The sequence below is a fragment of the Ruminococcus sp. AM26-12LB genome, assembly GCF_003480785.1.
Classification (GTDB): domain Bacteria; phylum Bacillota; class Clostridia; order Lachnospirales; family Lachnospiraceae; genus Blautia_A; species Blautia_A fusiformis.
In genome coordinates, this window is the sequence record NZ_QUJX01000009.1 from 119,524 (window position 1) to 139,806 (window position 20,283).

14 protein-coding genes and 1 other annotated feature are annotated in these 20,283 nt (G+C 44.7%); of the genes, 3 read left to right on the forward strand and 11 right to left on the reverse strand.

All coding sequences use genetic code 11. From position 1 onward, the window contains the following. Positions 1-64 precede the first annotated feature (64 nt). The 7 genes from rpoC to DW694_RS08525 all read right to left on the reverse strand — a co-directional run bounded on the left by rpoC (position 65) and on the right by DW694_RS08525 (position 13,510). Entirely contained in the window at positions 65-3,763 is a 3,699-nt protein-coding gene (gene rpoC, locus DW694_RS08495; protein WP_015526299.1) for a DNA-directed RNA polymerase subunit beta', read from the reverse strand. Between the two features lie 17 nt (positions 3,764-3,780). Then, positions 3,781-7,638 (reverse strand): DNA-directed RNA polymerase subunit beta, encoded by a 3,858-nt coding sequence (locus DW694_RS08500; RefSeq protein ID WP_021652198.1) that lies wholly within the window; start codon positions 7,636-7,638, stop codon positions 3,781-3,783. Between the two features lie 224 nt (positions 7,639-7,862). After that, positions 7,863-10,499 (reverse strand): right-handed parallel beta-helix repeat-containing protein, encoded by a 2,637-nt coding sequence (locus DW694_RS08505; RefSeq protein ID WP_147420726.1) that lies wholly within the window; start codon positions 10,497-10,499, stop codon positions 7,863-7,865. Positions 10,500-10,646: 147 nt separating this feature from the next. After that, entirely contained in the window at positions 10,647-11,021 is a 375-nt protein-coding gene (gene rplL / locus DW694_RS08510) for a 50S ribosomal protein L7/L12 (RefSeq protein WP_015526302.1), read from the reverse strand. Positions 11,022-11,096: 75 nt separating this feature from the next. Beyond that, entirely contained in the window at positions 11,097-11,606 is a 510-nt protein-coding gene (gene rplJ, locus DW694_RS08515) for a 50S ribosomal protein L10 (protein WP_021652200.1), read from the reverse strand. Positions 11,607-11,657: 51 nt separating this feature from the next. After that, positions 11,658-11,794, reverse strand: a sequence feature (ribosomal protein L10 leader region). A 50-nt stretch (positions 11,795-11,844) separates the two neighbouring features. Then, a complete protein-coding gene (gene upp, locus DW694_RS08520) occupies positions 11,845-12,474 on the reverse strand; it encodes a uracil phosphoribosyltransferase (RefSeq protein ID WP_044961929.1) in 630 nt (209 codons plus the stop codon). Between the two features lie 157 nt (positions 12,475-12,631). Further along, positions 12,632-13,510: a Cof-type HAD-IIB family hydrolase gene (locus DW694_RS08525; protein ID WP_021652201.1), complete on the reverse strand. Its 879-nt coding sequence runs from the start codon at positions 13,508-13,510 to the stop codon at positions 12,632-12,634. A gap of 331 nt (positions 13,511-13,841) precedes the next feature. On the opposite strand from DW694_RS08525, the gene DW694_RS08530 reads away from it, so the two are divergent. From DW694_RS08530 to DW694_RS08545, 3 genes are all read left to right on the forward strand, one after another. After that, positions 13,842-14,978 (forward strand): FAD:protein FMN transferase, encoded by a 1,137-nt coding sequence (locus DW694_RS08530; protein WP_049947012.1) that lies wholly within the window; start codon positions 13,842-13,844, stop codon positions 14,976-14,978. A 310-nt stretch (positions 14,979-15,288) separates the two neighbouring features. Continuing rightward, positions 15,289-15,396, forward strand: a complete 108-nt coding sequence (locus DW694_RS17425) for a response regulator (RefSeq protein ID WP_180211352.1) — start codon at positions 15,289-15,291, stop codon at positions 15,394-15,396. Positions 15,397-15,742: 346 nt separating this feature from the next. Next, positions 15,743-15,946 (forward strand): helix-turn-helix domain-containing protein, encoded by a 204-nt coding sequence (locus tag DW694_RS08545; RefSeq protein ID WP_255363757.1) that lies wholly within the window; start codon positions 15,743-15,745, stop codon positions 15,944-15,946. A gap of 87 nt (positions 15,947-16,033) precedes the next feature. Here DW694_RS08545 and DW694_RS08550 read toward each other — a convergent pair whose 3' ends face one another. The 4 genes from DW694_RS08550 to DW694_RS08565 all read right to left on the reverse strand — a co-directional run bounded on the left by DW694_RS08550 (position 16,034) and on the right by DW694_RS08565 (position 20,283). After that, positions 16,034-16,285, reverse strand: a complete 252-nt coding sequence (locus tag DW694_RS08550; RefSeq protein ID WP_044961921.1) for a hypothetical protein — start codon at positions 16,283-16,285, stop codon at positions 16,034-16,036. Between the two features lie 108 nt (positions 16,286-16,393). Continuing rightward, positions 16,394-18,562 carry a glycoside hydrolase family 2 TIM barrel-domain containing protein gene (locus DW694_RS08555; protein ID WP_114001822.1) on the reverse strand — a complete coding sequence of 723 codons (2,169 nt, stop codon included), beginning with the start codon at positions 18,560-18,562 and terminating at the stop codon, positions 16,394-16,396. A gap of 9 nt (positions 18,563-18,571) precedes the next feature. Then, positions 18,572-19,414 carry a carbohydrate ABC transporter permease gene (locus tag DW694_RS08560; protein WP_021976595.1) on the reverse strand — a complete coding sequence of 281 codons (843 nt, stop codon included), beginning with the start codon at positions 19,412-19,414 and terminating at the stop codon, positions 18,572-18,574. Then, the gene (locus DW694_RS08565) at positions 19,411-20,283 is read right to left on the reverse strand and encodes a sugar ABC transporter permease (RefSeq protein WP_015526310.1); all 873 of its coding nucleotides are present in this window, start codon (positions 20,281-20,283) and stop codon (positions 19,411-19,413) included. Before DW694_RS08565 ends, DW694_RS08560 begins: the two co-directional genes overlap by 4 nt.

Consider the following 20,283-nt stretch of genomic DNA (forward strand, 5'->3'; position numbering starts at 1 on the left):
TAAACAGAAATCTCCCTCCGGATTTCCGGGGGGAGATTTATTTATATTAGCAAGGTATATCGACTTATTCTTCTACCGGTGCAGTTTCCTCTGCTGTCTCTTCAACAGCAATGGTCTCTTCCTCCGGAGCAGTCTCAGTCTTCTCTTCCTCTACGGAAATTTCCTCTGTATCCTCAGGCTCCTCGGAAGCTGTTTTTACCTCCGGCATTCCTGTGTCAAGACTGATCTCACTGTAACGCTTCATACCTGTACCTGCAGGAATCAGCTTACCGATGATAACGTTCTCTTTCAGACCGATCAGCGGATCGATCTTACCTTTGATAGCAGCCTCTGTCAGGACTTTTGTTGTTTCCTGGAAGGATGCTGCTGACAGGAAGGAGTTTGTAGCAAGGGATGCTTTGGTAATACCAAGCATAACCTGTTTTCCCTCTGCCGGCTGTTTGCCCTCTGCCTCAAGTTTCTCGTTAACTTCCTCAACATCAAGGACATCAACAAGTGTTCCTGGCAGGAACTCTGTATCTCCGTTATCCTCGATACGGATCTTCTTCAGCATCTGATGAACGATAACCTCGATATGCTTATCGTTGATCTCAACACCCTGCAGACGATATACACGCTGAACCTCACGGATCATGTAATCCTGAACTGCACGCACACCCTTGATTCTCAGGATATCATGCGGATTTACACTACCTTCTGTCAGCTCATCGCCGGCCTCAAGAACCTGTCCATCAAGGACTTTGATACGAGAACCGTATGGGATCAGGTAAGTCTTGGAATCGCCTGTCTCCGGATCGTTTACGATGATCTCACGTTTCTTCTTAGTGTCGTTGATCGTGGCAACACCTGGGATCTCTGTGATGATCGCAAGACCTTTCGGCTTTCTTGCCTCAAAAAGCTCCTCGACACGAGGAAGACCCTGTGTGATATCTCCACCGGCAACACCACCGGTATGGAAAGTACGCATGGTCAGCTGTGTACCTGGCTCACCGATAGACTGTGCTGCGATGATACCAACAGACTCACCAACCTGTACCGGCTCACCGGTAGCCATGTTCGCACCATAACATTTTGCGCAGACACCAACCTTGCACTTACAGGAAAGGATGGTACGGATCTTCAGTTTGTCGATCGGTCCGCCTGTCTGGTTGCTTACGCCCTCTTTCATGATACGGGCTGCACGCTTCGGTGTGATCATGTGGTTTGCTTTAACAAGGATTTCTCCGTCTTTATTCTTAACTGTCTCACAGGAGAAACGTCCTGTGATACGCTCCTGAAGGCTCTCGATCTCTTCTTTTCCGTCCATGAATCCACGAACGACCATACCGGAGATCTCTGCTCTGTTCTCACAGCAGTCCGCCTCACGAACGATCAGATCCTGGGATACGTCAACAAGTCGTCTTGTCAGGTATCCGGAATCGGCTGTACGAAGAGCGGTATCAGAAAGACCTTTACGAGCTCCATGAGCGGACATGAAGTACTCCAGTACGTCAAGACCTTCACGGAAGTTCGACTTGATCGGGAGCTCGATGGTATGACCGGTTGTATCAGCCATCAGTCCTCGCATTCCGGCAAGCTGTTTGATCTGCTTATCGGAACCACGGGCTCCGGAGTCAGCCATCATGAAGATGTTGTTGTACTTATCAAGACCTGTAAGAAGTGCCTTTGTAAGCTCATCATCGGTCTTCTTCCAGGTATCAACAACCTCTTTGTAACGCTCTTCCTCTGTGATAAGACCACGTTTGTAGTTCTTTGTGATACGGTCAACAGTATCCTGAGCCTGCTTGATCATCTCCGGCTTCTGCGGCGGCACGGTCATATCGGAAATGGATACGGTCATGGCTGCACGTGTGGAGTATTTGTAACCCATAGACTTAACGGAGTCAAGTACCTCGGCTGTCTTTGTTGCACCGTGAGTATTGATAACCTTTTCAAGGATCTGCTTCAGCTGTTTCTTACCTACAAGGAAATCAACCTCAAGAAGCAGTTCGTTTCCAGGTACGCTTCTGTCCACAAATCCAAGGTCCTGCGGAAGGATCTCGTTGAACAGGAAACGTCCCAGTGTGGACTGAACATTGCCGCTTAAAACAGTTCCGTCCGGCATTGTCTTATGACAATGGACAATGATCTTTGTCTGGAGTGTGATGACCTTGTTCTCATATGCAAGAATTGCCTCGTTGACGCTCTTAAAGAACTTGCCCTCACCCTTGTTTCCAGGTCTTTCCTGTGTCAGGTAGTAGATACCAAGGACCATATCCTGTGAAGGAACGGCTACAGGACCACCATCTGACGGTTTCAGAAGGTTGTTCGGTGATAACAGAAGGAAACGGCACTCTGCCTGTGCTTCCTGGGAAAGCGGAAGATGTACAGCCATCTGGTCACCATCGAAGTCAGCGTTGAACGCGGTACAAACAAGCGGATGAAGCTTGATCGCCTTACCTTCTACAAGGATCGGCTCGAATGCCTGGATACCCAGACGATGCAGTGTAGGTGCACGGTTCAGCATAACCGGATGCTCCTTAATGACGTCCTCAAGGACATCCCATACTGCCGGCTCAAGCTTCTCTACCATTTTCTTGGCATTTTTGATGTTGTGGGAAGTTCCGTTGGCAACAAGCTCTTTCATAACGAAAGGTTTGAACAGCTCGATAGCCATCTCCTTCGGAAGACCACACTGATAGATCTTCAGTTCAGGTCCTACGACGATTACAGAACGTCCGGAATAGTCAACTCGTTTACCGAGAAGGTTCTGACGGAAACGTCCGGATTTACCCTTCAGCATATCGGAAAGGGATTTCAGAGCTCTGTTTCCAGGGCCTGTTACAGGACGTCCGCGGCGTCCGTTATCGATCAGGGCATCTACAGCCTCCTGCAGCATACGCTTCTCATTGCGGACAATGATATCCGGAGCACCAAGCTCCAGAAGTCTTTTCAGACGGTTGTTTCTGTTGATGATCCTTCTGTAAAGATCATTCAGGTCAGATGTTGCAAAACGTCCTCCGTCCAGCTGTACCATAGGACGAAGATCCGGCGGGATAACCGGGATAACGGTCATGATCATCCACTCAGGACGGTTGCCGGACTCACGGAAGGACTCCACAACCTCAAGACGTTTGATGATCCTTGCACGTTTCTGGCCTGTTGCATCCACAAGCTCTGCCTTCAGTTCTTCAGAATCTTTTTCAAGATCGATAGCCTGAAGGAGCTCCATGATGGACTCGGCACCCATACCTACACGGAATCCTTCTCCGTAAGACTCACGTGCTTCCTGGTACTCACGCTCGGTGAGTACCTGTTTGTACATAAGTCCGGAATCTGCAGGATCCAGAACGATATAGTTAGCAAAGTAAAGCACTTTCTCCAGTGTTCTCGGAGAAATATCAAGGATCAGACCCATACGGGACGGAATTCCTTTAAAGTACCAGATATGAGACACCGGAGCTGCAAGCTCGATGTGTCCCATACGCTCTCTACGAACGGCAGATTTGGTTACTTCAACACCGCATCTGTCGCAGACAACGCCTTTATAGCGAATTTTTTTGTACTTTCCACAGTGGCACTCCCAGTCCTTGCTCGGTCCGAAAATCCTTTCACAGAAAAGACCATCCTTCTCAGGCTTCAAGGTTCTGTAGTTGATCGTTTCAGGTTTTAAAACCTCACCGTGTGACCACTCTCTGATCTTCTCAGGGGACGCCAGTCCGATCTTGATGGCATCGAAAGTCATTGGCTGATATGTTTCATTGGCGTTGGTTGTTTCTGCCATGTATTCTTTCCCCTTTCTTATTCCTCATCATCAAAGGACTCTTCAAACTCGATCATATCATCTTCGTCTTCCATGTCCTCATCTTCTTCTACATTGACAAGCTCTTCTCCGCTGAACTCCTGCTTGGTGTAGCCGTGTTTACCGAAGGACTCCTCATCTCTGCGTCCTCTGGAATCGCCCTCGATGACATGACGAAGATCAGTATCTCCGTAATCAGAGGTTTCCATAATGTGTACCTCTGATCCGTCCTCGCTGAGCACACGTACATCCAGACCAAGAGACTGAAGCTCTTTAAGAAGTACCTTAAAGGACTCAGGAATACCTGGCTCAGGAATGTTGTCACCTTTGATGATCGCTTCATAGGTCTTAACACGTCCGATCACATCATCAGACTTCACTGTCAGGATCTCCTGCAGTGTGTAGGAAGCACCATATGCCTCCAGTGCCCAAACCTCCATCTCTCCGAAACGCTGTCCACCGAACTGAGCTTTACCACCCAGAGGCTGCTGTGTTACCAGGGAGTATGGACCCGTGGAACGTGCATGGATCTTATCATCTACCAGATGATGCAGCTTCAGGTAGTGCATGTGACCGATCGTTACAGGGCTGTCGAAGTACTCGCCTGTTCGTCCGTCACGAAGTCTTACCTTACCATCTCTGGAGATCGGAACGCCCTTCCAGAGTGCTCTGTGAGCTTTATTCTCATCGAGATACTGCATAACATCCGGTGCAAGGATGTCTTTATATTTCTCACGGAATTCCTCAAAGTCTTCCGTATTAACGTAATCGTTGGCAAGCTCCAGAGTATCCTGGATATCAACCTCGTTTGCGCCATCGAATACAGGTGTTGCAATATTGAAGCCAAGTGCTTTGGCAGCAAGGCTCAAGTGGATCTCCAGGACCTGTCCGATGTTCATTCGGGAAGGTACACCCAGAGGATTCAGCACGATATCAAGAGGACGTCCGTTTGGAAGGAATGGCATATCCTCAACCGGAAGTACACGGGAAACGACACCCTTGTTACCATGACGACCAGCCATCTTATCACCAACGGAGATCTTTCTCTTCTGTGCAATATAAATACGTACTGCCTGATTTACTCCAGGGCTCAGCTCATCGCCGTTCTCTCTTGTAAATACCTTGGCATCTACGATAATACCATACTCACCGTGCGGTACCTTAAGGGAAGTATCACGTACCTCTCTTGCCTTCTCACCGAAGATAGCACGAAGGAGACGCTCCTCAGCAGTAAGCTCAGTCTCTCCCTTAGGAGTAACCTTACCGACAAGGATATCACCGGCACGTACCTCAGCACCGATACGGATGATACCGCGCTCATCCAGATCCTTCAGAGCGTCATCGCCGACACCCGGAACGTCACGTGTGATCTCTTCCGGTCCCAGCTTGGTATCACGGGATTCTGCCTCATATTCCTCAATATGGACAGATGTATAAACATCATTCTGTACCAGTTTCTCACTAAGAAGAACAGCATCCTCGTAGTTATAACCCTCCCAGGTCATAAATCCGATCAGCGGGTTCTTACCAAGTGCAAGCTCACCATTGGATGTAGACGGGCCATCCGCGATAACCTGTCCTGCCTCAACATGCTCACCTTGGAACACGATCGGTCTCTGGTTGTAGCAGTTGCTCTGGTTGCTTCGCATGAATTTAGTCAGATGATAATCATCTTTTGTTCCGTCATCATTCTTGATAGAGATATCTGTAGATGTGGAACGAAGTACTGTACCTGCTTTTCTTGCAACAACGCATACACCGGAGTCAACAGCTGTCTTGGTCTCCATACCTGTACCAACAACCGGAGCCTCTGTTGTAAGAAGCGGAACGGCCTGACGCTGCATGTTGGATCCCATCAGCGCACGGTTCGCATCATCGTTCTGCAGGAACGGAATCAGGGCTGTAGCAACGGAGAATACCATTCGCGGAGATACATCCATGTAATCGAACATGTGCTGCTCGTACTCCTGTGTCTCCTCGCGGTAACGACCGGAAACGTTCTTATGAATGAAGTGTCCCTCTTCATCCAGCGGCTCATTCGCCTGTGCTACATGGTAATTATCTTCCTCATCCGCTGTCATGTATACAACCTCATCGGTTACACGCGGGTTGGAAGGATCTGTTTTGTCGATCTTTCTGTACGGAGCCTCTACGAAGCCGTACTGATTGATCCTTGCATAGGATGCAAGGGAGTTGATAAGACCGATGTTCGGTCCCTCAGGAGTCTCGATCGGGCACATTCTTCCATAGTGGGAATAATGTACGTCTCGAACCTCGAATCCGGCTCTGTCTCGTGACAGACCGCCAGGTCCCAGTGCGGAAAGTCTTCTCTTGTGAGTCAGCTCTCCAAGCGGGTTGTTCTGATCCATGAACTGTGACAGCTGGGAAGAACCGAAGAACTCTTTTACTGCTGCAGTTACAGGTTTGATATTGATCAGGGACTGCGGAGAAATACTCTCTGTGTCCTGTGTTGTCATTCTCTCACGTACCACACGCTCAAGTCTGGAAAGACCGATGCGGTACTGATTCTGAAGCAACTCACCGACAGCACGGATACGACGGTTGCCCAGGTGGTCGATATCATCATCGTTACCAAGGCCATACTCCAGATGCATATTGTAGTTAATGGACGCAAGGATATCTTCCTTGGTGATGTGTTTCGGGATCAGGTCGTGGATATCACGTTTGATCGCATCACATCTGTCCTCAAATGTGTCATTTTCTTCCAGAATTTTTTCGAGCACTGGGTAGTATACTAATTCTGTAACACCCAGGGACTTCGGATCCTCAAGCTCCGGCAGATAGTGACGGATATCAACCATAAGGCTAGAAAGAACTTTGATCTCTCTCTCCTCACCCTGGATCCATACGTACGGAACTGCGGAATTCTGTAATGTATCAGCAAGCTCTTTTGTAACAAGTGTCTCAGCCTCAGCAAGGATCTCACCTGTTGTTGTATCTACAACATCCTGGGAAAGCTTGTGGCCTACGATACGTTTATTGAAATGAAGCTTCTTATTAAATTTATAACGTCCGACTTTGGCAAGGTCATATCTTCTCGGATCGAAGAACATTGCCATGATCAGGCTCTCTGCGCTCTCTACTGCAAGCGGCTCGCCCGGACGGATCTTCTTATACAGCTCAAGGAGACCTTCCTGATAGTTTGTGGAGGTATCCTTTGTAAAGCTGGCAAGGATCTTTGGCTCTTCACCAAACAGATCGATGATCTCAGCATTGGTTCCAATGCCCAGTGCACGGATCAGAACAGTGATCGGAACCTTTCTTGTTCTGTCTACACGTACATAAAATACATCATTTGAATCTGTCTCGTACTCCAGCCATGCACCTCTGTTCGGAATTACAGTACTGGAAAACAGTCTCTTACCAAGCTTATCATGAGCGATCGCGTAGTAGATTCCAGGGGAACGTACTAACTGGCTGACAATAACACGCTCAGCACCATTGATAACAAAGGTACCCGTAGCTGTCATCAGCGGTAAATCTCCCATGAAAATCTCGTGTTCGTTGATCTCTTCTGTTTCCTTATTGATCAGCCTTACTCGAACCTTCAAAGGTGCGGCATAAGTCACGTCACGTTCTTTACACTGCTCGATGGAATATTTTGCATCTTTTTCATCGTATGTGAAATCGATGAATTCCAGACTGAGCTTTCCGCCGTAATCTGCGATCGGAGAAATATCATCAAATACTTCTTTTAAACCTTCGTCAAGAAACCACTGGTAGGAATCTTTCTGAACTTCGATCAGGTTTGGCATTTCCAGGACTTCTTTTTGTCTCTGGTAGCTCATACGCATGCTTTTTCCAGTTTTTACAGAACGAATTCTGTTTTTTTCCATTGACGTTTCACCCCTGTTTTTTTATTATTTATTACAACATGATCCCGCCTGACCTTTAGGCAGGCATATCTAGCCATAATATAGCATCCTCCACTTTAACATAAGAAAAAAAGTGTGTCAAGCACTTTTTTTGATTTTTTTACATTTTTCAAAAAAAAGATTCTGTTCCTTCTATACATACGATGTATGGATATCCGGAACAGAATCTTTTTTATCACACATACTTACTTCACAACAGTATTTACTGTTACTGTATTTCCGTATTTATCTTTTGAGACAAGTTTCAGAGCAGTATTCTTTTTTTGCTTCTTTATTTTAATAACGTACTGTTTCTTTTTGTTTACGGATGATACACCCAGCTTTGTCTGTTTTCCGGAACGCTGCACATATGCAATAACTGTCTGGCTACCTGATGCAGTTCCGCTTATAGCTGTACTTCTTGATGTAACAGTTCTGCATGAAGGACGGTTGATGCCGTTCCATCCTTTGCAGCTTTTTACATATACCGCCTGAACCTTTCCGTTTTCGCAAAATGTATTCTTTTTCATGACCGGTATTACAGATGCATATGCATAAACACCATTCCCCGTATTTTTCTCCGCACGGTTTCCTGATACTTCGAATACTTTTGATTTCCAGAGCAAAATACCACTTTTTGCATTTGATGTCACACGATTGCTTTTTACCCTGACTCCGCCGGCCACATACTCAATTTTCACGCCATGATTTTTGTTGGATAAACAGATATTACCAAGAACATTATTGTTCTTTCCTGCATTTACACGTATTCCCGAGCCGGCCACTGATTTAACAGTATTCTTCTGTGCAGTGGATGAAGTATTTACAGATTGCAGATAAATTCCATCTCCGCCTGCTCCGGAAACAGTATTCTGCTCTACAAGATTTCTCTGTTCTGATCCTGCTGCATAGACAGAACCGGAGAGATAAATTCCCGTATTTGCAGTTCCGGACACTGTATTCCTGCTGATAACGCTTCCTCTGGAATCCTGGGCATAAATCCCAAAATTGGAATATGAAGAAGTTTTTTTCATTGTTACCTGATTATCTGTTACGGTATCTGTGTCAGTAAGAGACATGCTGATTCCGTTTCCATATCCGCTGATCTGATTATCTTCTACAGTCACACCTTTCACCGGATATATCTTTTTAGGGATCACAGCTCCATCTTTTTTCATATTATAGCCTAAAACTTTTATACCACTGCAGATCCATGCAATTCCACCAATGCTGGTAGTTCTGGCAAGACTGATGTAGTTTCCTGCCACACGAAGATTCCTGTTTTTCAGCATGTCCGGCCCATCATCATAGCCTGGCGTCTGGTGTGTATTGCTGCTCACAGAAGAAATGTCCACTCCATTTCCCACATTTACCATGGTATTATTTTCTGCTGTAGAATCTTCATAATTCATAAACCTTATACAGCGTTTTTTTACATTATGGAAAGTATTATTCGTAACTGTGATCCTTTTATATGTTTTTCCGGACATCATACTGTGCGTTCCCAGCCCTGTAAAGACATCTTCGAACACATTTCCATCGATCACAAAATCTTCACAGGTCGTTCCATCATAAGGTCTGTACTGCGGAAAAACATTGCTCTCATCTGTACAGCAGTCGATCTGAATACATTCCTGTCCGCCTTCCACATAATTCTTATAATAGCCACTGAATGTACAGCCTGTGATCTTGGCATTTTTCACTCCGCCAAATTCCAGAAAATGAGATTTCAGATTATTAAGAAATGTAGCATTTTTAATCGTAACATTCGTAGCATGTCCAATGCAAAATCCCACAAATCCGCCTGGTGCATCCTTATTTTCCACACACTGATAATTGTAGTCCCAGGTTCCTCCATCGATCACAATGTTGCGATATCCATCATATCCGCCTTCTGAATCTTTGGTATTTCCAAGACGGAGGATCAGATGTTTGGTGGTAGACGTTTTTGTAATATTAGCGTCTCTTGCATATAAGTACATATTACTGTACATGCAAAGTGTACCTGTCAGTTCATAATTTCCCGGTGGAATTATGATCTTGCAGGGATTTTCATCTGTGGCCTGATCTTTCAGTTCAAGAAACAGTGTGTTCAAGGGTGCTGTGATATCCTGTCCTTCCTCAACTTCCAGAGTCACAGTCTGATAAGTTCCAAGTTCTCCATCTGAAGCATCTCCTGCGGAAAAATCCCCAGCAGCATTGGCATCATCTGTAAAATCAGCCTGTGCCTGACCTGCGCCTTCATCAGCTTTATTATTATCCGGCTCTGCGACGTTTTCTACATTACCGTTTTCCTGCTGAAGCTGAAGTTCTTCGGAACCGTTATCGCCGTTCTCCGTTCCTTCGGAAAAATCTGCCGGCAATTCTCCGCTGATACTGCCATCTGCTGTCTGAATATCCTCACTGCCAGCTTCCGTTGCTGCATTGTCAGAAATATTCTTATTTGTGTCAAAATCTCCATCTGTGCTTCCATCTGAAAATGTGTCTTCAGTTGAATTTTCCGATATTTCCTCATCCCCCGGTGCCTCTGATACATCCACTGCTTCTACAGCACCTGACTCTATTTTTGTCCAGGATGCCTGTGATGCAGGAACCACACTGCCATCGTTATCCAGCACAAGCGGATCCAGATCCTGTTCCGGCATATTTTCCTCTTCTTCAAGCTCCTCCTGCTGCTGCATTGCAGCTTCCTGAGCCCGAAGTTCATCCAGAGGATTTTTCACGTTTACATTTATATTTTTTACATTTTTTCCGACAGACACTGTCTTGGCTGCCGTCGGAAAAGAAACTCCTGTGATTCCCAACGCAGCAGCAAGGATACAGGCCATTATTTTTCGTTTCATATTCCATCCACCCTTTCCTGTCTCCTTTATTATCCTTTCTTTTTCTTCAAAAAGCAAGATTTACCCTGGATTTTTTCACTAAAAAAGCTGCTGTGCCGCCGGTAAACCGGCAGGCACAACAGCCTCAAAGCTCTTATTCTGACTGGATTATTTAAGTGTAACCTTAGCTCCCTCAGCCTCAAGTTTAGTTTTGATGTCCTCAGCCTCAGCTTTGGATGCGCCCTCTTTAACAACCTTCGGAGCACCATCAACGATAGCTTTAGCCTCTTTAAGTCCAAGACCTGTAACCTCACGAACAACTTTGATAACTTTAACTTTGTTAGCGCCAACCTCTGTAAGCTCTACGTCAAACTCATCTTTCTCCTCAGCTGCCTCGCCTGCTGCACCTGCTGCTGCTACAACAACACCTGCTGCTGCGGAAACGCCGAACTCTTCCTCACAAGCTTTTACAAGGTCATTTAACTCTAATACAGATAATTCTTTGATTGCTGCAATAAATTCTTCTGTTGTTAATTTTGCCATTTTAATTTCCCTCCATTTATAAATTTTAATTAATAATCATGCGGTCGTTATGCCGCCAATTGCACGTTGCTGGGATTACTCAGCAGCTGCTGCGTCAGCTCCGCCGTTCTGCTCTGCGATCTGATTAAGCACACGAGCGAAGTTTGCGATCGGAGACTGCATGCTTCCAAGCAGTTTTCCAAGAAGTTCCTCTCTTGAAGGAATTGTGGACAGTGCCTGAATTCCGGCCTGATCATTGTAGTTACCTTCAACTACACCTGCGATCAGCTCCAGTGCCGGGAACTGTTTTGCATATTTAGCAAGGATTCTTGCCGGAGCAGTTGCGTCTGTCTCGGAGATAGCGATCGCATTTGTGCCATGTAAATGATCACTGAGGCTCTCAAATGCTGTACCCTCGAATGCACGACGCATCATGGTATTTTTATATACCTTGTACTGAACACCAGCTTCTCTTAACTCTTTACGAAGAATTGTATCCTGCTCAACTGTAAGACCGCTGTAGTTTACAAGTACAACAGACTGTGCGTCTTTAATGCTGTTAGAGATCTCTTCTACGATTGGTTGTTTCAGTTCTACTTTTGCCATGAAATGGTACACCTCCTTATAGATTTTGTATACCGCCGTCGCAATAAGTCAATCTGTTTAAAAAAAGACCTTACTGCTTCGCAATAAGGCCTTGTGTAATCTTAACTCAGAATACTTGGACCTCGGTAGGCGTTTTGATCCTTATGCCTTACGGCACCTACTGTCTTCGGCAGCGTTCTTAGGTACAATACCATAACAGTGCCGGGTGTGTCAAGTATTTTTTTAGATTTTTTCAAAATTATTTAGTACCAAAAATACGGTCTCCGGCATCTCCAAGTCCCGGGCAGATATAAGCGTTCTCATTGAGCTCTCTGTCAAGGGAACCACAGTAGATCTGTACATCCGGATGTGCCTCGTGAAGTCGTTTCAGTCCCTCAGGAGCTGCGATGATGCACATAAACTTGATATTCTTTCCGCCCTGTTTCTTGACAAAATCAATGGCAGCTTCGGCAGAACCGCCGGTTGCAAGCATCGGATCAACGATCACTGAAATACGCTCGTCAATAGATTCAGGAAGCTTACAGTAATACTCATGGGGCTCATGTGTTACCGGATCACGGTAAAGTCCCACATGTCCGACCTTTGCAGACGGTACCAGTGTGAGAATGCTGTTTACCATTCCAAGTCCTGCACGGAGGACCGGGATCACTGCCAGCTTCTTACCTGAGATCATCGGTGTCTTACAGGTTTCTATCGGTGTCTCGATTTCCACTTCCTCTGTAGGAAGATCACGAAGCGCCTCATATCCCATCAGGATTCCGATTTCCTCCACCAGTTTACGGAACTCGTTTGTTCCTGTATTTTTATCACGGAGCATTGAAATTTTGTGTTTGATCAGCGGGTGATCCATAATATAAACATTTTTCATTTTTTCCATCGTGATTTCCTCTCTTTGTCTGTGTTTTTTGTAAAGCGAAACTTCTCATTCCACTCTGCTTCATACACCGGAACGCAAGCCTTTCGCTTTTCTGTATTCATCTTTCTACATTATAATATATATGACACTTTTTCAAAAGGGGGAAAAACTATTTTCCCTGGCGTTCCAGAACCTGATCAATAGCATAGGCCACACCAAATTCATTGTTGTTCTTTGTGATGTATTTTGCTGCTCTTTTAATCTCCGGAACTGCGTTTTCCATTGCAACAGTTGCGCCGAAATCCATGGAAATCATGGAATAATCATTAAGGCTGTCACCAAGGACCATCACCTCATCCATGGTATAACCCAGAGACTCGATATATTCTTTCAGCACCGGGCCTTTCTGCGCCTCTACTGCTGTAATCTCCTGATTATATATAAAGGAAGAAGCCACTGCAACGGCTGGATTTTCTTTCAGCTCATCGCTGAGTTTCTCCAGCTGCTCCACATCTGCCGCAAAAATGAAGATCTTATATACCGGCGCACCGCTGCTCTCCAGGGAACGGATATCGGAAATCCCTTTCGTGTTTCCGGCGATCCTGCGGTACTGCGGGGATTTCCGTACAATCTCCTCGCTGGTATCTATGTCCATATTGAAAAGACGGATCTGCTGAATGATCCCGTCTTCAATTTCTTTCTTTGTTCCAATACGGTAATCATAGCGATCCGTAAAAAATGCTACAGATACCGGGTATTTTTTTGCCGTATTGTAAACCTCCTCACACAGCTCAATAGAGATCGGTGTACTCTTTACAACCTCCTGCTGCGGATTTCGTACTTCAGCACCGCTGCTCACCACATAATCACAGGTCAGCTCTGTTCCCTTCAGTTCCTCCATGGCACCGGGGAAATTCCGGCCGGTGGCAACCATAAAGCGGATTCCCGCATCGCAGGCACGCCTGACCGCCGCAAGGGTTTCCGGTGCGATCCTGTGGTCATCACCAAGAAGTGTGCCGTCCATATCACTTGCAATTACTTTTATCATGAAAATTTTCTCCTTTTATCTGTAAAAATTCCGGTCAATCATTCGGATCCATAGCATCCATAGCAAATATGTCCTTTTTTCGGAGAAATTATATCTTATATTATTGCAAAATACAATGATTTTTGCGACAGGCATATGCCTTTCTGATTTCAGAAATACATGGTATAATGAGATTTCATAAATCTGTCCGATGTCGGTCAAGCGTATATCCGCAATCCGCGTCGCTGCTTGATCCGGTTAAGTGAATAACCCCATCCACATGTACTACATAGATTTGCATCAAATAAATGCTCTTCAGTTAAGTCAGTCAATCAGAAAGCAGGAGAATATTATGTCAACTTATTTTTTTCATTCCAAAAGAAGCCGCTCGCATTCCCGTTTCTTCTATTTAATATTGTGCACAGTCCTTGTCTGTCCAATGCTCCTTTTCACAGGCTGCGGAAATATCACGGATGCAGATACATCCACCACCGGAAATCAGCCCATCAGTATCAGCAGTATCAAATTGAATACAGCTGTACAGATCACAATTTACGATTCTCAGGATAAAGCTCTCCTGGATGACTGTCTGGCACTGTGCGATAAATATGAGCTGGTCTTCAGCCGGACAAATGAGAAAAGCGAGCTTTATAAATTAAATCACCGCAAAGATACATCGGATAAAGATTCCAATACCGACCGGCAGACTACTCCATATCCGGTCAGCGGCACAGCAGACACCTGGCATATATCTGAAGACCTTGCCGCTCTGCTTTCCGAAGGACTCGATATCACCAGGGAGTCCGACGGTGCCTTTGACATCGCCATTGCGCCTTTGACCTCTCTCTGGGATTTCACAGCAGAAGACCCGAAGGCTCCGGATGATGCAGATATTCAGAAAGTTCTCCCCCTGTGCAGCTCCGACGGCGTCACCATTGGCGGGCAGGATATCACACTTCCCTCTGATGACATCCAGTTCGATGTAGGCGCCATTGCCAAAGGCTATATTGCAGACCGCCTGAAAGATTTTCTGGTAAAAAAAGGCGTAAACAGTGCTATCATCAACCTTGGCGGCAATGTCCTCTGCATCGGCTCGAAGCCTGACGGCACTCCCTTCAAAGTAGGCATCCAGAAGCCCTTTGCAGATCGCAATGAAACAGAGGCTGTTATGGATATCGCCGGAAAATCCGTTGTATCCTCTGGGATTTATGAGAGGTGCTTTAAGCAGGGCGGTAAATTATATCATCATATCCTGAATCCCCAAACCGGCTATCCTTATGATAACGGCCTGATTTCTGTGACGATCATCTCCGACCAGTCTGTGGACGGCGATGCCTTAAGCACCACCTGTTTCGCCCTTGGCCTGAAAGACGGGCTGAAATTTGCAGAGAAAAAAGGCGTGCAGGCCGTTTTTATCACAGAAGATTATGAACTGCATTATACTGACGGATTCCAGGATGAGATCAATGTCACTGATGTGGAATCCTGAACCATGAAATCTTTTTCAGTAACAACCAAAAACCTTACGGATAGACCATATTTGTCACATAAGTCTGCGGATAATCTTTCAGAAGATTTGCCATTGCTGTCTGTGTCTGTGTCGTTGAAAATGGCTAGGATGGACCGTCCCACAGACATTCATAATCTGCCTCCGTACCGTGGATGTCTCTGTTCCGCAGTTGTAGGGCCACAGGGGGAGGCAAAACCTTCCGGATTCACAATCTGCTCCCAAGCTTCTTCATATCCCTTATCCGGAAGTTCAAAACACCATGGGATAAATCCGAGCAAACATTGATCTTCTGGAAGCAGATAATGCCGAAGATGGCCTGAAGATCATTCTCAAAGAGCATCCTGACATTATTATCACAGATATGAAAATGCCCGTCATGGACGGAATACAGCTCTAAAAAAAGCCGGAAGAACTTCACATCGACAGCAAAATCAGTGTGATCAGCGGATTCAGCGATTTCAAATATACAAGACTTGCGATCCAGGCCGGTGTTATTGATTACATACTGAAGCCTGTTGATCCCCAGAATTTGAACAATGCGCTTTCAGCCACAATTTCTCAGTTGGAAAGTGAAGCAGGCAAAACTTGGACTTCCGATTCTGCTTCATCACCCGAACCCTGCTCTGCGTTCACCAGTAGGGTAATCAGTGATGTTTTTGATTATATCAATGCACATTATCTGGAAAATATCTCCCTGGCCGATATTGCAGAATCTTTTTTCTAAGTAAGGAGCATCTGTCCAGATTGTTTTAAAAAAACGTCAGAATCTTTTTTCCTATACTATGCAGTTAAAGCTCACCGAGGTGAAACGGCTTCTGCAGTCTACGGATATAACTCTCGACGACATTGCCTGGCATCTTGGTTTCAGCAATGGAAATTACTTCAGCAAGGTTTTTAAAAAGAACTGTCAGATGTCTCCCAGTGAATACCTGAACGTACAGCTATAGTTCTTCAGAAAACTTTTCTCCGATAAAAAGTAGCTGTAACTGAGCGTATCCGTTCAGTTACAGCCACTTTATTCAATATTATTATATTCAGTTATTGATCATATCCGGCCAGGAAAGAATCTCTGCAGAAATCTTCTCTTCATAATCTCCGTCAATGTCCTCACTTCTTCCAGCCGCATAAATATTGGTCTCGGCACCCCAACCGTTGTCCTCGTATTCCCATACATGGAATTTCAGTCCACGGAACATGAAATCCAGACTTCCGCAACCATCTTCCTCTGTGTATTCGAATTTGATATTTTTTTTGTTCAGAGCATCCTGTACTTTCTGTAAACGCATATAATATCGCTCCTTCCACGCCTAAAATCTTCCTTTATACACAAAGTATAACATGTTGTGATTTTTGACACAAGTCAAGGATGAAAGTGCCTGTGAGCTGCAGATATCTCAGGCCCAGTAGAGTCTCATTCCAAACTCATGGCTCATACGGTCCGGATGCCCATCAACTCTTGAAAGCAAAGTACAGATATCCTGATAGGTATTCTTTGCCATACATTTACCGCTATTATCAGAAAGAATTAGTGTAAGGTTCCACTTCTTGCCTTTTCCGTATTCTTTCTCAAAGGTTTTTACCATGACACGGCTGTCTGCCGGAACTTCTGCTTTAACACTTCCCTTTTCCACCAGTTCTCCGTTCAATGTTTCTGTAATGATCCATGTAAGTTCACACTCTCCCAGAGCTCCATCTGTATCATTTACAATATACAGACTGTCCAGATAATCTTTGTGCTTTGCAAAAACACCCACTGGTGCGTTGCTTTCCAGTATAGCCTGAAGACCCTTTTTGGGAATTCCCCACCAGTCATATAAACCGTAGAAGCTCTGAGGACACAGGTCGATAAACATAAACTGTACATATCCTGAGCAAGGTTCATATTTCTGGATCCTGTAATGCTCTGTATAATATTTCAGAAGCTTATACTGATATTCCTGGATCTTCGGGATATCATCCACCAGTTTTTCCAGACGATGATATACCGCCGGAACAGTTTTCAGATTTTCACTGCTGCCCGGTGCATCAAATCCGTACTCTGTATTCAGCTTTTCTGTCTGCTCATAAATATCTGCATATTCTCCACCGCTTAAAGAACCCAGATAATTGTGGCTGTCCCCGCTAAGCGGATCATCTTCGCAGAAAGAACCCTTGATGATCGGTCTGCCCGGATCCATCTTCTGTACCTCCCTATACAGAGCAGGTCCCGGATTTTCCTCCATAAATCTCCTTCTCACATTTCCATCCGGATCAACACATCCCGGTTCATTCATAATGATCCAGCAGATCAGAGACGGATGATGCTTCAGAAGTTTCACATTTTCTCTGTAAACATCTGCAAATCTCTGCGCCCATTCATCTGTTGAAGGATGCGTCCAGTTGTACTCCGAATCCTGAAGAACTGCAATTCCCAGCTCGTCACACAGATCATAAAAAACTTCCTGCTCTGTGTGGACATGTACTCGTACCAGGTTAAAACCTGCCGCCTTTACATTAAGAAGATCTCTCAGGTACCGTTCCCTTGTCATTGCGGAAATATAACAATCCGGAAAATAAGAGGTTCCTCTTATATACAGCTTCCTGTTATTAAGCCAGAATCTTGTTATTTTTTCATTACGCTCAATCTGAATGTCCCGGAAAGCAAAATTCGTTGTTCTGCTGCTCAGTATGTCTTTTCCCCTGCTTAACGTAAGTTCTGCCTGATACATCCAGGGATAACCATGATCCCATGTGGACCACAGTCTGACATCTTCCACTTTAAGCTCACATTTAAAACCTGTCTCTGCTTTCTCTGCCATTATCTGAACAGTTTTTTCTGCCTTTATAAGACCGGACTCTTTTTCCCGGATCTTTACATTAAAATCATATGTCTCCCCGGATTTCAGACCTCGCGCTTCAGTTTCCACATATACGTCTGCTTTCTTTCCATCTGGATCCAGTTCATACTTCAGATCTGTCTGATCTTCCAGAACACCTTCTTCTGTCAGGATCAGCTCCACTTTTCCGTAGATTCCTACAGGATTTACATCTCTCTGGATAAATGTATCAGAATGTTCGTAGGTACCTTTTACCATATTTCTTTTTACCAGGGTGGTTCTGGAATCCTGTGCATCCAGCTCCACCTCATCATCCCATGGAGAACTTACCTTTACAATGAGATAATTTTTCTTTCCAAAAACAAGCTTATCTTTTACATTAAAGGAAAATGGAGCGGAATATCCTTCATGCTCTCCAAGAAATTCTCCGTTAAGCCATACTTTTCCATAATAATCCACATTGGTAAATTTAAGGACAGCATCCGTAACTTTCTGATCCGGAACTTCAAACTCTGTTTTGTACCACCAGGGTGCCTGATTGAAATATCTCAGTTCACGCCCGAAATATGGCTGTCTGGCATAGATAAGCTGCAGATGTTTCAGTTCCTCCAGTTCCTCCCATTCAGACACCTGGGAACCTACGGAAGTATCTGCTTCCCTGGCAGCATAAAGCCCGATCTTTTCCCCTGTATCATGAACATCCTGCAAAATTTTCCATCCTTGTTTCAATTCAATCCTTGTTTCCATTTCAGCCTCCTAACTCTTGACCGCACCTGCAGCCATACCTTCGATTATGTTCCTGTTAAGGATAAAATACACGATCAGTGTAGGCAGGATCGATATTACGATCGCCGCAAATGTACTTCCCCAGTCCACTCTTCCGAACTGCCCCACAAAGTCATTCAGGCCAATTGGCAGAGTTTTCATATCAGAAGATGAGATAAACGTATTGGCATAGGTAAATTCATTCCATACAAAAACAAAATTGTATGTAAGAACTGTCATTGTAGTATTTTTAGCCATAGGTACCACGATCTTGCGGAATGTGGTTCCCATTGTGGCACCGTCAATAACTGCCGCTTCCAGAAGAGAATCCGGCATAAATTTAAAAAATCCGGTGTAAAGATAGATACACATTGGAAGTCCGAACCCGATCTGCGGAAGCACCAGTGCCCAGTATGTATTTCTCAGTCCGATCCTGTTATAAATCTGGAACATGGGTACAAGGCAGGAAAAAATAGGCACCATCATTCCAAACAGGAAAAATGCCATCAGTGCATTGGCATATTTTACCTTTACCTTACTGATCACAAATGCAACCGGGCATCCCAGGACTACGATGCCAAGAAGTGTGAGAACTGCCACAACCGTACTGTTAAGAAAATATCTTGGAATGGATGAGATCGTCAGTGCGCTGATATAGTTTCCAAGATAAAATCCTGATGGCAGGGCATACTGTGCAGTATATGTCATTTCATCCGGTGTTTTCAGACTGGAGCAGATAACCCAGAAAATAGGGTAGACCTGTATCATGACAAAAATAAGGATCACTACATAGAACACAGCACGAATAGGTATATTTTTTCTTGATTTTATCATTCTGACCCATCTCCTTTCGCCGATCCCAGGCATTTCTGTATAATCCCTACTGCTACCAGACATTCAATGACCAGAAAAACGGACAATGTACTTCCATAGCCAAAGTCAGCCGAATTAAAAGCGGTTTTATACATATAAGTTGCCACCATCTCTGTTGATCTGGATTTATTGTCAAGAATATAGAATACATCAAAGGTTTTCAGACAACCATTTACAAGCATTACAATGACAATGCTGAATATATTTTTCACCAGTGGAAGCTTTATGTAACGATACTGTTGAAAAACATTGCAGCCATCCATTGTAGATGCCTCGATCACATCCTTTGATATGGATACAAATGCGGAATAAAAAATGATCATGTACAGACCACAGTATTTATATCCATCGATCAGGGTTATGGTAATCAGCGCTGTATGGGAATTTGCCAGCAAAGCGATAGGTTCCATTCCCAGTTTTTCCATCACATAGCAAACCAGGCCCTGGGGCTGGACAGAAAGCATTTTGGAAAAAATCTGGCAGATCGCCATAGATGAAATGATACATGGAATAAAATAAATAACCCGCAGAATATTTCCACCTTTGGAAATATGTGTAAGCAAAATTGCCAGGATCAGTCCTGCACATAACTGGAACAAACTTCCCAATACAACAAATTTAAGATTATTTACAACAGCCTCACGAAATGTCTCATCCTGAAACATCCTCACATAATTTTCCAGTCCGATAAACTTCATATCACCGATTCCATTCCAGGAAAAAAGGCTGTAACCCATTGACCACAGAATTGGGATGATAACAGTAAGAATATATACGAACAGTGCAGGAAGAACAAACGGTAAAGGCTGGATTTTATTTCTGGGCTTCAT

Bases quoted from the DNA above. Each gene is read 5' to 3' on its own strand.
- DW694_RS08565 (WP_015526310.1), bottom strand. From the start codon at position 20,283: ATGAAGCCCAGAAATAAAATCCAGCCTTTACCGTTTGTTCTTCCTGCA.
- DW694_RS08560 (WP_021976595.1), bottom strand. From the start codon at position 19,414: ATGATAAAATCAAGAAAAAATATACCTATTCGTGCTGTGTTCTATGTA.
- upp (WP_044961929.1), bottom strand. From the start codon at position 12,474: ATGAAAAATGTTTATATTATGGATCACCCGCTGATCAAACACAAAATT.
- DW694_RS08550 (WP_044961921.1), bottom strand. From the start codon at position 16,285: ATGCGTTTACAGAAAGTACAGGATGCTCTGAACAAAAAAAATATCAAA.
- rpoC (WP_015526299.1), bottom strand. From the start codon at position 3,763: ATGGCAGAAACAACCAACGCCAATGAAACATATCAGCCAATGACTTTC.
- DW694_RS08530 (WP_049947012.1), top strand. From the start codon at position 13,842: ATGTCAACTTATTTTTTTCATTCCAAAAGAAGCCGCTCGCATTCCCGT.
- rplL (WP_015526302.1), bottom strand. From the start codon at position 11,021: ATGGCAAAATTAACAACAGAAGAATTTATTGCAGCAATCAAAGAATTA.
- rplJ (WP_021652200.1), bottom strand. From the start codon at position 11,606: ATGGCAAAAGTAGAACTGAAACAACCAATCGTAGAAGAGATCTCTAAC.
- DW694_RS08505 (WP_147420726.1), bottom strand. From the start codon at position 10,499: ATGAAACGAAAAATAATGGCCTGTATCCTTGCTGCTGCGTTGGGAATC.
- DW694_RS08555 (WP_114001822.1), bottom strand. From the start codon at position 18,562: ATGGAAACAAGGATTGAATTGAAACAAGGATGGAAAATTTTGCAGGAT.
- DW694_RS08525 (WP_021652201.1), bottom strand. From the start codon at position 13,510: ATGATAAAAGTAATTGCAAGTGATATGGACGGCACACTTCTTGGTGAT.
- DW694_RS08500 (WP_021652198.1), bottom strand. From the start codon at position 7,638: ATGGAAAAAAACAGAATTCGTTCTGTAAAAACTGGAAAAAGCATGCGT.